Here is a 12,439-nt window from a genome sequence, read left to right as displayed (position 1 = left end):
GGTGTAAGGCATGCGGTATCAGGCGCCATCTTAGCAGTATCGTTTCAGATTCAGAATTTGTAGTTGGCGCGCACGTAGTAATAGCCGCCGTTAAAGGCAATCTGCGACGCCGACGTGTCGAAGCGGTACACGCCCAGGTAGCGGCTGGCGGCCGGCGTCTCGGTCGGATACACGTCGAACAGGTTGTTGGCGCCCACGGCCAGTTGCAGATTCTTCGTGGCCGCGTAGCGCACTTCGAGGTCGGTGATGGTCTTCGGCTTGTTTTCGATGTGGTTGAACACCGACGTCGAATAGATGTTCGGCCCCGAATAGAAAGTGGCCTCGGTCTCGGTCTTGCCGTAGCGGGTGGCGTGCAGGGTCACGCTCCACTGGTCCAGGCTCCAGGTGCCGCCGACGATCAATTTATTCTTCGGCGTGGACGTGGTCAGGTAGCCAACCTGCTGGGCGTTGAGCAGCGGGCGGCCATTGCGGTCATTGGCTATCTTTGTCACCTTGCTGTCGTTGATGTTGGCGCTGAAGTCCCAGTCGATGCGGCCGGCGCTGCCGAAATCGGCCGGGTAGCCCGCCACCAGGTCCACGCCGCGCGTGCGCGTTTCCACCCCGTTGGCAAAATAACTGGCGCTTACCGATGACAGCCCGGTGGGCAATGCGATACCGGCGGCGGTCAGTGCATTGATCGCGGCCGCGCCGCTATAGGTGCCACCCTGCACGATGCGGTCGCGGATCTCGATGTGGTACGCGTCCAGCGTCAGGTTGAGTTTATCGATGGGCTGCGCCACCAGGCCCAGGTTGTAGCTGCGTGACTTTTCCGGTTTTAATGGCGCCGCGCCCAGGGTGCGGGCGGCATTTGAATTCACTGCCAGCTGGCCGCCGGCAGTGGTGGGCGAGACGGCCAGGCTGGTGTAATACGACTGCGCCAGCGACGGCGCCCGGAAGCCGGTGCTGCCGGTGGCGCGGATGGCGTAGCGCGGATCGAACTCGTAGCGCGTGGACAGCTTGGCGTTGCGGGTACTGCCGGCGTCGGAAAAGCGCTCGTAGCGGGCCGCCACTTCCGCTTCCCACTGTTTAGTGAGCTTGGTGGACAGGTCGAGGTACGCCGCGCTGATGTTGCGCGAGTGCTTGCCGGCGCTGACCGGCGACAGGCCGGGCAAAGCTTGCGAACCGCTGCCGAAGTACGAGGCCGGATCGCCGGCGCCGATCTCGTAGCTCTCGCGCCGGTACTCGGCGCCCAGCGCCACGCTTAGTGCGGCCGGCAGCACGCCGGTCTCGAACGAGCGGGCGATATCGCCATTGGCGCTCTGCTGGATATTGTGGAATTTCGACAGGTGGAAGCTCGTCGGCGTGGCGCCGGTGGCGGCGTACAGGTCCGTGTTGGCCGAATCGTTCATGCCGATCTTGACGTTGTCGCTGCCATAGCTGGCGCTCAGGTCCCAGCGCCAGCCGCCAAGGTCGGTGCCCTTGATGCCGGCGGTGAGCGCGGCATCGGTTTCGTTACTGGTCTCGACGGGGCTGAACCCGTTCGGGAACACCTGCGGCAGGCGCGAGGCCAGGCGGAAGTTCTGCACGGTGGCGCCGGCGCGGTGGGCGGCGGTGCCGAATGCATACAGTTCCACGTCTGGCCCGAGCGGGATGCCGGCGTTGGCGCTGAACGATTCGCGGCGGATGCGCGGGTCGCCCAGGGTGCGGTTGTCGTAGCCGCCGGTACGCTCATCGGGGCCGCTGCGTACGCTGTGTTCGTGGCGGCGGTACTCGGCGCTCAGGTGCACGAAGCCGTCCGCGCCCAGCGGCAGGCCCACGTCGGCCGCGCCGCCCAGGGTAAAGCCGTCGCGCTTGTAGTACTGGCCGCTGGTGGCGGTCAGCGTGCCGCCCTGGCTCGATGATTTGAGGATGACGTTGATCACGCCGGCAATCGCATCGGAACCGTATTGGGCGGCGGCGCCGTCGCGCAGTACCTCGATGTGATCGACCGCGCTCACGGGAATCAGGTCGATATCGACCGGCGTGGCGCCCTGCTGCGCGCCCGGGTCGGCGCTGATGTTGGCGGTGGTGTGTCGGCGCTTGCCGTTCACCAGCAGCAGCACGTGGTTGGGGCTCAGGCCGCGCAGCGTGAGCGCGCTGGTGAGATTGGCGGCGTCGCCAGCTTGCGCCAGGCGGTTAATCGACGGCAGCAGCTTGACCAGTGCGTCGCGCAGGTCGGTCTGGCCAGTGCGCTGCAAATCCTTGGCGCTGATCACATCGATGGGACTGAGGCTCTCGGCGGCCGAGCGGGTGATGTCGCGGGTGCCGGTGACCACCACATCCTGGACCATGATGGGGGATGCGGCGTCTTCCGCCAACACGGGTGCGGCGGTAAACAGCAAGGAGATGGCGATGGCTAATTTGGTACGGGATGGCTTCATGCAGGGCTCCGGTAACTGTAAGGGTTAATTCTTGACGCGGGCGGCGACCAGGTCGATTTCCACCAGCGCGCCGGGCAGCGGCAGCGCCACCACTTGCAGCGCGGTGCGCGCCGGCTTCGAGGGCTGGGCGGCGGTGCCGAACGACTGGCCGAAGGCGTTGTTCAAGCCGGTGAAATCGAGCTTGTTATCGAGCCTGGGATCGCCCACCAGGAACACCCGCAGCGACACCACGTCGGCAAAGCTCAAGCCCTCGTTGGCCAGCGCCGCCTGCAGCTTGCGCAGGACCGACAGCGTCTGGGTCTCGGTGTTGCCATAGGCGGCCGGCGTGCCCTTGGCGGCTGTAGGATCGGCAACGTCCGGCAGCACGCCGCTGAGATAAATGGTGTCGGCGCCGGCAGGCACGGTGACGGCCACCGAAATCGGGAAATTCGAATTCGGAATCGGCGTGCGCTTGATTTGCTGGGCATTCGCAATGGTGGCAGTAGAGATCAGCAGACTGGCGAGCAGGATGGAGGTTTTCATGGTGCGGCTTTCTTCAAGGGTGGATGGTTATGCGTTGCGGGCAGCGATGGCGGCGACGGCGTGGTGGCCCGACAGCACCGCGCCCTCCTGCCAGGCGCCGATCTGGCTCAGGTACTCGCCTGCGAAGTGCACGCGGCCGTCGGGCTGGTTGAGCAGCGTGTATTCCTTTTCGGCCGGCGTGGCCCAGTGCACCCAGGAGCCCAGGCTGTAGGGCACCTTGTGCCAGGCCACGCTGACCGGGTGGTGCAGCGCGGCGCCACGTCCGGGATGCACGCGGTCGATGACGTCGCGCGACGAGGCGAATTGCGCGGCCAGCGGCTTGGCGGTGAAGTCGCGCGCCACCTGGCCGATGTTGTAGCAGCCCACCAGCACGCCGGTCGGCTGGTGGTAGCCGCCGCTCGGGTACCAGATCAGGCCTGTCTCGTGCTTGACGATGGAGATGCCGCCGTAAATCTGCGTATCAAGCTCCCAGAAGCGCGGGGCCTGCCAGGCGATCTTGCTGGCCGTGTCGTAATGCACGCTGGCGATGGCCGCCTTGACGTTGGGCGCGAAGTTGTTCTCCACTTTTGCCAGCACCGGCAACGGGAAGGTGACGATGGCGAAATCGGCATCGAGAGTCTGTTGTCTGCCGCTGGCGCGGTCGCGCACCACCACCGCCACCTTGTCGGCCTGGTTGTGGATGGATTTCACCTCAGTCCCCAGCCGTACCGCGTCTTTCAGGCGTTCGTGGAACGCGGCGGGAATGCGGTCCATGCCGCCCACCGGTTGCAGCATGGTGGGCTGAAAAATCAGCAGCTCGTCGAAGATCAGCGACGTCCACAGGTCGGGGTCGAGCAGCGCATCGAGCGACAGCGGTTCCTGGCGCTCGCCCACCTGGTCGGCGGTGCCGGGAAAGACCTTGTAGCCGGAGCGCTCGGTGCCCTTGAACTGCCCCTGCGGCGTCAGATCGCCATACACCTTGAGGAACTCGACCAGTTTGGCGCGGTCGGCGGCACTGAGTTCGTCGTCAAGCGCGCCCTTGCCCACCGACGTGGCCAGCAACTCGGCGATATGGCCGCGCGCGTCGTTGATGGCGCGCCGCAGCTGGATCGGTTTGTCGCCGCGGGCGGGGTCGGGCAGGAAGTAGGCGCTGCGACTGGTGTTGACCTCCGCTTCGAGCTGCACGCCGAACTCGCGGCAGTAACCGAGAATGGCCTGGTGATGGCTGGGCAGGCGCGCCGGCCCGGCGTTGAAATAGTGGCCCGGCTCGAACTGCGCCACCTGCGTACTGCCATCGGTGTAAACGATGCGGGTACCGTCGCGGATGGTCCAGTTGCGGCCACCCACGCGGTCGCGCGCTTCGATCAGTTGTACCTCGTATCCGGCCTTGCGCAGCTCGTACGCCGACACCAGCCCGGCAATCCCCGCCCCCAGCACCAGCACCCGCTTGCCCTTGCCGGAGCCAGGCGCAAGCTGCGGCAGCACCGGCGCCGGACCTGCCGCCGCAACGACCGTGGCAGCGCCGAGACCGAGCGTGGTCATGGCGGCAGCGGCGGCATAGCCGCTGCTGGCGGCAAGTTGAACCAGGAAATTGCGACGACTGACAGGCATAAGAGCTCCACGAATGATCAAGTTGGAACGATCTTATGCTGTCGATAATTATGCTAGAACTAATTATTTATCATAATTAAATATGTTCTTTGAGAATAATGTATTTTCATGATTTTTCTCGCCCGATCCGGTATTGCTGGCGTTGCCGGAGCCAATAGCCGGAGCCAAGATATCCAAAGCGGCAGCTTACGCTTGCATTAATCAGAAAAGTAACTAAAATCCAGTTACATGAAACTCGCGGTGATGAGCCATGACCAAGCATTTGCGCGCACATGGATTCATCAAGGATTAGGATATGAATATTCTGAAATACAAAGGTTACGAAGGAAGTGTCGAACTCGACCTAGAAGGTGGGGTTTGCCGAGGGAAAATTCTTTTCGTCCGTGACCTCGTGACATTCCAGTCTGTGTCGATTGCGGACATCCAAAAGGAATTCGAGGCTGCGGTGGACGACTACCTCGACACATGTCTTGCGCTCGGCCGCGAGCCAGAGGTTCCGCTCAAGGGACAATTCAATGTCCGCATCCCTCCAGCATTGCACAAGGCCGCAGTGTTGCGTGCGGTGTCCGACAACTCGTCCTTGAACGATGTGGTCGTGCGTGCGCTCGATGCTTTCGTCAATGTCGTTTCGGGCTTCAGTCTGCCACAAGCAATCCCCGATGGCCCGGCGCATTCCGTCGCTGCGGCCAAGCCCAAAGTCAAACGGACCATCAAGCGGAAAACCTGAACGAAGCATTGCATGCCCTTATACGAATAGCGACGCAACAAACGCGAAACCATTCGTTCCCGCCACCCCGCGCAGCGCCCTAGAATGCGACCACCACCCTACCTGGAGTCGTCATGACCTTGCTGCGCCGTCGTACCCTGCTCACCGCCATCGCCTTGCTGCCATTGGCTTCGTTCGCGCAAAAGCCCGCATCCCTACTACGCATCGGTTATCAGAAATCGTCCACCCTGCTCACCATCCTCAAGGTGCGCGGGCAGCTGGAGCAGGACCTCGCGCCGCTTGGTGTGAAGGTGAGCTGGCACGAGTTTTCCAGCGGCCTGCCGCTGCTCGAAGCACTCAATGTCGGCGGTGTCGATCTGAGCGCCGACGTGGCCGATACGGTGCCCGTGTTCGCCCAGGCGGCCGGCGCGCAGCTGACGTATTTCGCCCAGGAGTCGCCGTCGCCCTCGGCGCAGGCCATCGTGGTGCGCGCCGATTCGCCGATTGCCAGCGTGGCGGAACTGAAAGGAAAAAAGATCGCGGTGACCAAGGCGGCCGGCAGCCATTACCTGCTGATCGCGGCGCTGGAAGAAGCGGGCATACGCTTCAAGGATATCGAACCGGCCTACCTGTCGCCGGCCGACGGCCGCGCCGCCTTCGAGCGCGGCAGCGTGGCTGCATGGGTCACGTGGGACCCGTACCTGGCCGGCGTGCAGCGCCAGTCCACCGTGCGCATCCTGGCCGATGGCCGCAACGTCGCCGACTACCAGCGCTACTACCTGGCTTCCACCGCGTATGCGCAGGCGCGCCCCGATGTGCTGGCAGTGGTATTCGAAGCGCTGCGCAAGACCGGAAAATGGGTCAAGCAGTCACCGAAGGAAGCGGCAGAATTGCTGGCGCCAGCGTGGGGTCTGGATGCGAAAACCGTGGAACTGGCCAACGGCCGCCGCAGCTACGAAGTGCGGCTGGTGGTCAAGGGCGCGCTGGCCGAACAGCAGCGCATCGCCGACGCCTTCCACAACGAAGGCCTGCTGCCGCGCAAGCTCGATGCGACGGCGGTCCCGCTGTGGAACGGCAAGGCTACGCTGTAAGCGCGGCGCCAGCCATCCGGGCGATGCGGTCGTACGCCGCATCGTCGAGATAATCGAAACCCTTGATGCGCAAAACATCCATGGCCGATCGCAGCCGCGCACTCGGCCATAACAACGCCGCCCGCAAGCGCTCCACCAAGTGCGCCGGCACCTGCCCGCCCGCGATAAACGGCAACCCCGGCGCAGACGCCGAGTAGTCGAGCACCGAGATCGCGCGCAGCCGCTCCGGGTACTCCTGCGCGATATAGCCATAGGTAACGCAATCGATGGCGGCGATGTCCGCATCGCCGCTTGCCACCAGCGCCAGGCTGGCCGCATGGCTGCCCGACCACTTTATCGCGCCAAAGAACTCGCCGCCGCCAGCGAATGTCGCCACCGCATGGCGCAGCGCGTTCATGCCGCTGTTGGAGTGGGCGTCGTTGATCGCTGCCACGCGCCCGCGCGCCTGTTCCAGGCTGGCGATGCCGTTACCGGTGCGGGTGACGATCACGCTCGAATAATCGCAGTCGTCACAACCGGGAAAGTCGTAGGCGGGAGTGGCCAGCAACTGCACCTGGCCGCGCAGCTGGGTGACATACGGGTAACCGCAGGTCTGGCTCACCAGCAGGTCGGGCCGGCGCCAGAAATCGATCAGGGAGGCAGGATGGTCCGGCATGGCGCGCACCCCGGCTTCATCGATCAGCACCGCGAGCAGAGTGTCGTAACCCTGCTGCAAACGGGGCGAGACGTTATACATGGGCAGCGCGGTTTTCCAGTGCATGATCGGTCAAGGAATGCTGGGGCATGAGGGGATGCACCGGCGCGTCGATGGCGGTGAAACCGTAACGGCGCATCAATTCGCCGTAGCCGTCCACGTGGAAGCCGCCGCTGCGCGCGTTGTAGGTATCGCGCCTGGCGCGGTACACGCGCGGCAGCAAATACCATGGCAACGACGGCAGGTCGTGGTGCACCAGGTGCAGATTGTTATTGAGGAACAGCAGGCGGAAAAACCACCCTGCTTCGTTGAGCACGATGCGCTGCTTGTGGTCTTGCGCAGGGCGGTGCTCGTGGTACGAGCGTACCATGGCCAGCGATTGCGCCGGGTACGATATCGCCAGCAGGTACCACCACGAGGGCACGCCGAACGCGGACCAGATCCACCACAGCAGCGCCGCCACCATGGCGATATGCGCAAGCCACATCGGCACGTAGCGCCAGTCGCCGCGCCAGGGCTGGCGCACCGCCTCGAACAAGGTGCCGCCGATGGCCAGCGCCGGCCCCACCAGCACCCTGCCCCAGAACGTCTTGTTGAACCAGTACACCAGCCGCACCGGCCGGCTCATGCCCGCCCACTCGCGCGGGCAGATGTACTGGCTCTCGGTATCGAGCGCCGGCATGGTCAGATGCGAATCGACGTGGTGCGCCAGGTGGCTGTCGCGGTACAGGCGGTACGGATACCAGATCGCCAGCGGTGCATGGCCGAACAGGCGATTCACCGATGGCCACGGCGTAGGATGGCCGTGTATCAGCTCATGCTGGAGCGACATGTACCAGGAGCTCCACCAGATCAAGAGCAGCGTTGCCGGGACAGGACCCAATACGCGCCAGTTGGCCAGCGTGAGCAGCCAGCCGCCGTAGATCGCCACAATCAGCAGCCAGGTGGGCCACTCGGCACGCCACAGGGGGCGGGCGCGTTCGCATGCCACTTCGGCGCGCTGAAGACTATCGAGATATTCCGACCTTGCATAATGCCCAACCATCCTGACCTCCGCGAACTGCTACGGGATCAAGTATAGAGATGGTCGCAAACTTGGAAAACGAATGAAAACATTCATCGTTATGCGATTTACGTATTCTCGTTCAGATCAACCAAGGTGAGGCAGCGTACAGCCGGGAAATCGGAGCGGGGGCAGAATCAACCCATGGATACCTCGCACAGCACCGTCAAAAAGCATCCCCCAGCGGCCTACGCTCTGCATCGGCAGATGGTGGCCGTGCAGCGGACCATGTCCGCTGCTACGGTGGAAGAATCGGTGAGGGCTTCGCGTTGGGCCAACGCCTGGTACCAGGTGGTGCAGCGCAAGCTGGATCAGCTTCAGCAGGCGCCACGCTATCTGCACTGAGCCGCACCGGTACCGGGCGGTTCAGTGCAAACGAGGATTATGCAGGGGTGTAGCAACCGCCGGCGCGGCGTTCCATGCCGGCGCGGTCGATGACGGTGACGGTGCCGCGACGATAAACGATCAGGCCTTCTTCCTGGAGCTTGCCGGCGGAGCAGGTGATGCTTTCGCGGCGCACGCCCAGCATGTTGGCGATCATTTCCTGAGTTACTTTGAGTTCGTTCGACAGCGAACGGTCCAGGCGTTCGAGCAACCAGCGGCACAGGCGCTGTTCGATGCTGCCGTGACGCACGCCGGCGACGGTTTGCGCCAGTTGGGCGAACAGGGCGCTGGTGTGGCGCATCAGTTGCTGGGCCAGGGCGCCGCCGCTAAAGAAAGCATTGCGCAGCACCGAGGCGCGAACGCGGTAGCCGTAGCCCGAGGTTTGCACCACGGCCGAGCAGTTGGCGCGTTCGGTCTCGTACATCGACACGCCCACCACACCTTCGCGGCCGACCACGGCGATCTCGGTGGCGCCGCCTTCTTCGGTCACGTATTGCAGCGAGATGATGGCGTTGGTCGGGAAGAAGGCGTAGTCCATTTTGTCGCCGATGTCGAACAGGTGTTTGCCGGCCTGCAGCGGAACCAGTTCCAGGTCGGCAAACATGGCGATCAGCTCTTCGCGCGACAGGGCGCGCAGCAGCTCGTTCTGTTGAGCGCCGGTCAGGCTCACGGTAGCAGAAGCTTCCGTCGCGATGGTGCGAGCTGCGTTGCCGATGGTGTTGGCGGAGACGGAAGTTTGAGTAACGTGGAACATGGCGGGCCTCTTCGAATAGTGTTGTTGTCTGCTGCCGGCGCCTGTTTACAAGTGCCGGCTGATGAACAACACTATATCCCCGCTATGTTCGCTACCTTATAGGACCACCTACACGCCTAATGTAGGTTAGGAACATAACACAGCGTAAGACCAGTCCTACCCGGATCACCCGGGCGGAAACCTGCTACTAGAAGTCACCGACATAGTTTTCCGCCAGCGCCGTGGCCATTGCCCGCGACGAGACGATATTGGCCAGTTCCGCCCTCTGCATCTCGCGCTCGAACGGCGTGGCGTCGGCAAACGTGTGCAGCAGGCGCGTCATGGTCCACGAGAAGTACTCGGCGCGCCAGATGCGCCTGAGCGCATCGTCGGTGTAACCGGCCAGCAGCGCATCCCTGCCCTGCTTGTAGAACTGCTCGAACCCGCGCGCCAGCAGCTTGACGTCGCCCACCGCCAGGTTCATGCCCTTGGCGCCGGTGGGCGGCACGATGTGCGCCGAATCGCCGGCCAGGAACAGGCGCCCTGCCTGCATCGGCGTGGACACGAAACTGCGCATGGCGATGATCCCCTTCTGGAAGATGCGGCCCTCGTTGACCTTCCAGCCATCGTTGTTTTCCAGCCGGGCGTGCAGTTCGGACCAGATGCGGTCGTCGGACCAGTTATCGACATGGTCTTTCGGGTCGCACTGGAAGTATAGGCGTTGTACGGTTGGCGACCGTGTGCTGACCAACGCAAAACCGCGATCGTGCTGCGCGTAGATCAACTCGTCGGACGACGGGCTTGATTCCACCAAAATGCCGAACCAGCCAAACGGGTAGATGCGCTGGAAGTCGCGGCGCTGCTCCTGCCCCGGCATGGACGCACGCGACACGCCATGATAGCCATCGGCGCCGATAATGAAATCGGCATCGATACGGGCCTCCTCGCCGCGATGGATGAACGTGACCGACGGCTTGTCGGTCTCCACGCCATGCAGCGCCACACCGGACACCTCGAACAGGATCTGGCCCTGGGCCGCCAGGCGCGCCGCCACCAGGTCCTTGATCACCTCGTGCTGCGGATAGACGGTAATCGCCTTGCCCGTCAACTCGGTCAGGTCGATGCGGTGACGCTTGCCGTCGAACGACAGCTCCACGCCGTGGTGCAGCGCGCCGATGGTGCGCATGCGCTCACCGACGCCGGACTCGTTGAGGATGTCCATCGTGCCCTGTTCCAGCACACCCGCGCGGATGGTCGCCTCGATATCGTCGCGCGAGCGCGATTCGATGACGACCGATTCGATGCCCTGCAAGTGCAGCAGATGGGATAACAGAAGGCCGGCGGGGCCGGCGCCGATGATGGCTACCTGGGTATGCATGGTGTGTCTCCGGGTTGTTGTTTGAAGTGTTATGGCTGCATCGTAGCGCCGCACCGGCAGAAAAAACATGGAGGAAAGCGCATAAAACTTGTACTATTTCGACAGACCTCCTACCGCACCCGCCATGCCCAAGACTGCGCCGCTACTTGAAACCACCACCGCCGCAATTCCGCGCTTCGCCCTGTACGGTGAGCAAACACGGGCGGAAAACGCCGAATCCGTGCATATCGAGCTGATCGAAACCCGCAGCCGCGTGTACGACTGGCATATCGACCGCCACACGCATCCGGGCATGTTTCAGGTACTTTTTTTGTTCGGCGGCGAAGTGCACGCCGGGGTGGAGGACCAGGTGTGGGAGTGCACGGGACCGACCGTCATCACCATCAACCCGGCCGTGGCCCACGGCTTCGACTTCGCGCCCGAGGCGCACGGCTATGTGCTGACGGTGGACCAGAACGTGGTGTTTTCGGCGGCTGAAAACCAGGCCGATTTGTACGCGTCGCTGTTCATGGCGCCGCTGGCGATCGACCTGGCGGCCCTGCCCGAGATGCGCGCGCGCCTGGAGGTGCTGCTGCAGCAGTTGCTGGCCGAGGCGACCTGGCCGCAGCACGGCCACACCCTGATGCTCGACTGGCTGGCGCGCTGCGTGCTGCTGCTGCTGGTGCGCGTGCACGCCGAGCACCGCATCGCCGACCAGTCGGGCCGCCTGGACTTCGAACTGTTTTCGCGCTTTCGCGCCGAGGTTGAGCAACACTACAAGGACCAATGGCAGGTGGCCGACTATGCCGGCGCACTGCGCGCCACGCCCACCCGGTTGAACCGCCTGTGCGTCAAGCTGGCCGGCAAATCGGCGTTCGACATCGCCCAGGACCGGCTGGTGCTCGAAGCCTGCCGCAAGCTCACCTACGTCCCGGCCAGCATTGCCAGCATCGCCTACGAGCTGGGGTTCCAGGACCCCGCGTATTTCAGCCGCCTGTTCAAGAAGCGCGTGGGCGTGACGCCGAAGGCGTTCCGGCTGCGCGTGCCGTCACAATAGCGCGTTCAGTTCAACCTGGATCTTGACCAGCGCCGGCAGGCAGCGCTCCACCATCTCGCCCGGCGGCATGCGGCCCGCGTGGACGCTGATGTTCATGGCCGCCACCACCTCGTTGCGGAAATTGCGCAGCGGGACCGACAGCGTGCGCAGACCCAGTTCCAGCTCCTGGTCCACCAGCGCGTAACCCTGGGCGCGGGCGCGGGCGATCTCCAGCGCCAGGCGTTCCTTGCTGACGACGGTGTGCTCGGTGATCTGTTCGGGCTGCACGCGCTCCAGGTAGGCGTCCAGCTGCGCAGGCGGCAGGCTGGCCAGCAGCATGCGGCCATTGGCGGTACACCACGCGGGCACCCGGGTGCCCGGCTGCAGCGTGCTCGAGACCAGTTGGCCGGCGCTCACCGCCGCCACGCACACCAGCTGGTCGTGATCGAGGATGCCCACCGACGACGCCTCGCCCAGCGAATACGCCAGCCGGTACAACAGCGGCTGCGCCAGGCGCGGCAAGCGCGCCGAATGCAGGTACGACTGACCAAGCCGCAGCACCATCGGCGTCAGCGAAAACAGCCTGTTCTCGTGCCGCATATAGCCGAGGTGCGTGAGCGTGATCAGATAGCGCCGCGCCGCCGCGCGCGTGAGACCGGTGTGCGCGGCCACGTCCGCGATACTGAGGCGGCTGCGTTCCTGGTCGAATGCCTGGATCACTTGCAGCCCTTTTTCCAGGCCGCCCACCAGGTCGCGCGGGCTGGGATTGTCGTCGATGTCGGTTGTCATAGGCAGATAAATGCGGATTTGGGCGCTATGCGCACAAACCGTGCGCATGTCGAATATAGCACGCACCAGGTGTCT

Annotated in this window: 12 protein-coding genes; 4 read left to right on the top strand and 8 right to left on the bottom strand. The window is 63.9% G+C overall.

The genetic code is table 11. The features are described 5' to 3' along the window. Nucleotides 1–50: 50 nt before the first annotated feature. Genes ASF04_RS17640 through ASF04_RS17630 form a run of 3 tightly spaced genes read right to left on the bottom strand, consistent with a single transcriptional unit; the run spans nucleotide 51 to nucleotide 4,511 of the window. Complete coding sequence (locus ASF04_RS17640) at nucleotides 51–2,399, bottom strand: TonB-dependent siderophore receptor (protein WP_056144378.1); 2,349 nt, start codon at nucleotides 2,397–2,399, stop codon at nucleotides 51–53. 24 nt (nucleotides 2,400–2,423) lie between these two features. Next, on the bottom strand, nucleotides 2,424–2,921 hold the full coding sequence (locus ASF04_RS17635; protein ID WP_056144375.1) for a RidA family protein: 498 nt from the start codon (nucleotides 2,919–2,921) through the stop codon (nucleotides 2,424–2,426). 27 nt (nucleotides 2,922–2,948) lie between these two features. Continuing rightward, nucleotides 2,949–4,511, bottom strand: a complete 1,563-nt coding sequence (locus ASF04_RS17630) for a flavin monoamine oxidase family protein (RefSeq protein WP_056144373.1) — start codon at nucleotides 4,509–4,511, stop codon at nucleotides 2,949–2,951. Nucleotides 4,512–4,806: 295 nt separating this feature from the next. On the opposite strand from ASF04_RS17630, the gene ASF04_RS17625 reads away from it, so the two are divergent. Beyond that, complete coding sequence (locus ASF04_RS17625) at nucleotides 4,807–5,238, top strand: type II toxin-antitoxin system HicB family antitoxin (RefSeq protein ID WP_056144370.1); 432 nt, start codon at nucleotides 4,807–4,809, stop codon at nucleotides 5,236–5,238. Nucleotides 5,239–5,351: 113 nt separating this feature from the next. Then, nucleotides 5,352–6,308, top strand: a complete 957-nt coding sequence (locus tag ASF04_RS17620; RefSeq protein WP_056144367.1) for an aliphatic sulfonate ABC transporter substrate-binding protein — start codon at nucleotides 5,352–5,354, stop codon at nucleotides 6,306–6,308. Here ASF04_RS17620 and ASF04_RS17615 read toward each other — a convergent pair. Together ASF04_RS17615 and ASF04_RS17610 are read right to left on the bottom strand one after the other, a co-directional pair. After that, nucleotides 6,298–7,068 carry a phosphate/phosphite/phosphonate ABC transporter substrate-binding protein gene (locus tag ASF04_RS17615; RefSeq protein WP_056144363.1) on the bottom strand — a complete coding sequence of 257 codons (771 nt, stop codon included), beginning with the start codon at nucleotides 7,066–7,068 and terminating at the stop codon, nucleotides 6,298–6,300. The two genes, ASF04_RS17620 and ASF04_RS17615, sit on opposite strands and share 11 nt — an antisense overlap. Then, nucleotides 7,037–8,047, bottom strand: coding sequence for a fatty acid desaturase (locus tag ASF04_RS17610; protein WP_056144360.1), 1,011 nt, complete (start codon nucleotides 8,045–8,047; stop codon nucleotides 7,037–7,039). The genes ASF04_RS17615 and ASF04_RS17610 overlap by 32 nt, the downstream gene beginning before the upstream one ends. A 162-nt stretch (nucleotides 8,048–8,209) precedes the next feature. Here ASF04_RS17610 and ASF04_RS17605 point away from each other — a divergent pair, with 162 nt between their 5' ends. Then, nucleotides 8,210–8,410 carry a hypothetical protein gene (locus ASF04_RS17605; protein WP_056144357.1) on the top strand — a complete coding sequence of 67 codons (201 nt, stop codon included), beginning with the start codon at nucleotides 8,210–8,212 and terminating at the stop codon, nucleotides 8,408–8,410. Nucleotides 8,411–8,447: 37 nt separating this feature from the next. Here ASF04_RS17605 and ASF04_RS17600 read toward each other — a convergent pair whose 3' ends face one another. After that, complete coding sequence (locus ASF04_RS17600; protein WP_056144354.1) at nucleotides 8,448–9,203, bottom strand: Crp/Fnr family transcriptional regulator; 756 nt, start codon at nucleotides 9,201–9,203, stop codon at nucleotides 8,448–8,450. 187 nt (nucleotides 9,204–9,390) lie between these two features. Continuing rightward, entirely contained in the window at nucleotides 9,391–10,560 is a 1,170-nt protein-coding gene (locus ASF04_RS17595; protein WP_056144351.1) for a 4-hydroxybenzoate 3-monooxygenase, read from the bottom strand. 124 nt (nucleotides 10,561–10,684) lie between these two features. Here ASF04_RS17595 and ASF04_RS17590 point away from each other — a divergent pair, with 124 nt between their 5' ends. After that, nucleotides 10,685–11,596: a helix-turn-helix domain-containing protein gene (locus tag ASF04_RS17590; RefSeq protein ID WP_056144744.1), complete on the top strand. Its 912-nt coding sequence runs from the start codon at nucleotides 10,685–10,687 to the stop codon at nucleotides 11,594–11,596. Here the strand turns inward: ASF04_RS17590 and ASF04_RS17585 are convergent. After that, a complete protein-coding gene (locus ASF04_RS17585; RefSeq protein WP_056144348.1) occupies nucleotides 11,588–12,364 on the bottom strand; it encodes an IclR family transcriptional regulator C-terminal domain-containing protein in 777 nt (258 codons plus the stop codon). The genes ASF04_RS17590 and ASF04_RS17585 overlap by 9 nt on opposite strands. Nucleotides 12,365–12,439: the final 75 nt, after the last annotated feature.

Source organism: Duganella sp. Leaf61, from assembly GCF_001421905.1.
GTDB lineage: Bacteria > Pseudomonadota > Gammaproteobacteria > Burkholderiales > Burkholderiaceae_D > Rugamonas > Rugamonas zoogloeoides.
Note: the sequence above shows the minus strand (reverse complement) of the source record. Positions and strands in the feature narration are given on the sequence as shown.

What these genes read in the sequence shown, in the direction of transcription:
- ASF04_RS17640 (WP_056144378.1), bottom strand. Translation starts at nt 2,399, where the DNA reads ATGAAGCCATCCCGTACCAAATTAGCCATCGCCATCTCCTTGCTGTTT.
- ASF04_RS17635 (WP_056144375.1), bottom strand. Translation starts at nt 2,921, where the DNA reads ATGAAAACCTCCATCCTGCTCGCCAGTCTGCTGATCTCTACTGCCACC.
- ASF04_RS17630 (WP_056144373.1), bottom strand. Translation starts at nt 4,511, where the DNA reads ATGCCTGTCAGTCGTCGCAATTTCCTGGTTCAACTTGCCGCCAGCAGC.
- ASF04_RS17625 (WP_056144370.1), top strand. Translation starts at nt 4,807, where the DNA reads ATGAATATTCTGAAATACAAAGGTTACGAAGGAAGTGTCGAACTCGAC.
- ASF04_RS17620 (WP_056144367.1), top strand. Translation starts at nt 5,352, where the DNA reads ATGACCTTGCTGCGCCGTCGTACCCTGCTCACCGCCATCGCCTTGCTG.
- ASF04_RS17615 (WP_056144363.1), bottom strand. Translation starts at nt 7,068, where the DNA reads ATGCACTGGAAAACCGCGCTGCCCATGTATAACGTCTCGCCCCGTTTG.
- ASF04_RS17610 (WP_056144360.1), bottom strand. Translation starts at nt 8,047, where the DNA reads ATGGTTGGGCATTATGCAAGGTCGGAATATCTCGATAGTCTTCAGCGC.
- ASF04_RS17605 (WP_056144357.1), top strand. Translation starts at nt 8,210, where the DNA reads ATGGATACCTCGCACAGCACCGTCAAAAAGCATCCCCCAGCGGCCTAC.
- ASF04_RS17600 (WP_056144354.1), bottom strand. Translation starts at nt 9,203, where the DNA reads ATGTTCCACGTTACTCAAACTTCCGTCTCCGCCAACACCATCGGCAAC.
- ASF04_RS17595 (WP_056144351.1), bottom strand. Translation starts at nt 10,560, where the DNA reads ATGCATACCCAGGTAGCCATCATCGGCGCCGGCCCCGCCGGCCTTCTG.
- ASF04_RS17590 (WP_056144744.1), top strand. Translation starts at nt 10,685, where the DNA reads ATGCCCAAGACTGCGCCGCTACTTGAAACCACCACCGCCGCAATTCCG.
- ASF04_RS17585 (WP_056144348.1), bottom strand. Translation starts at nt 12,364, where the DNA reads ATGACAACCGACATCGACGACAATCCCAGCCCGCGCGACCTGGTGGGC.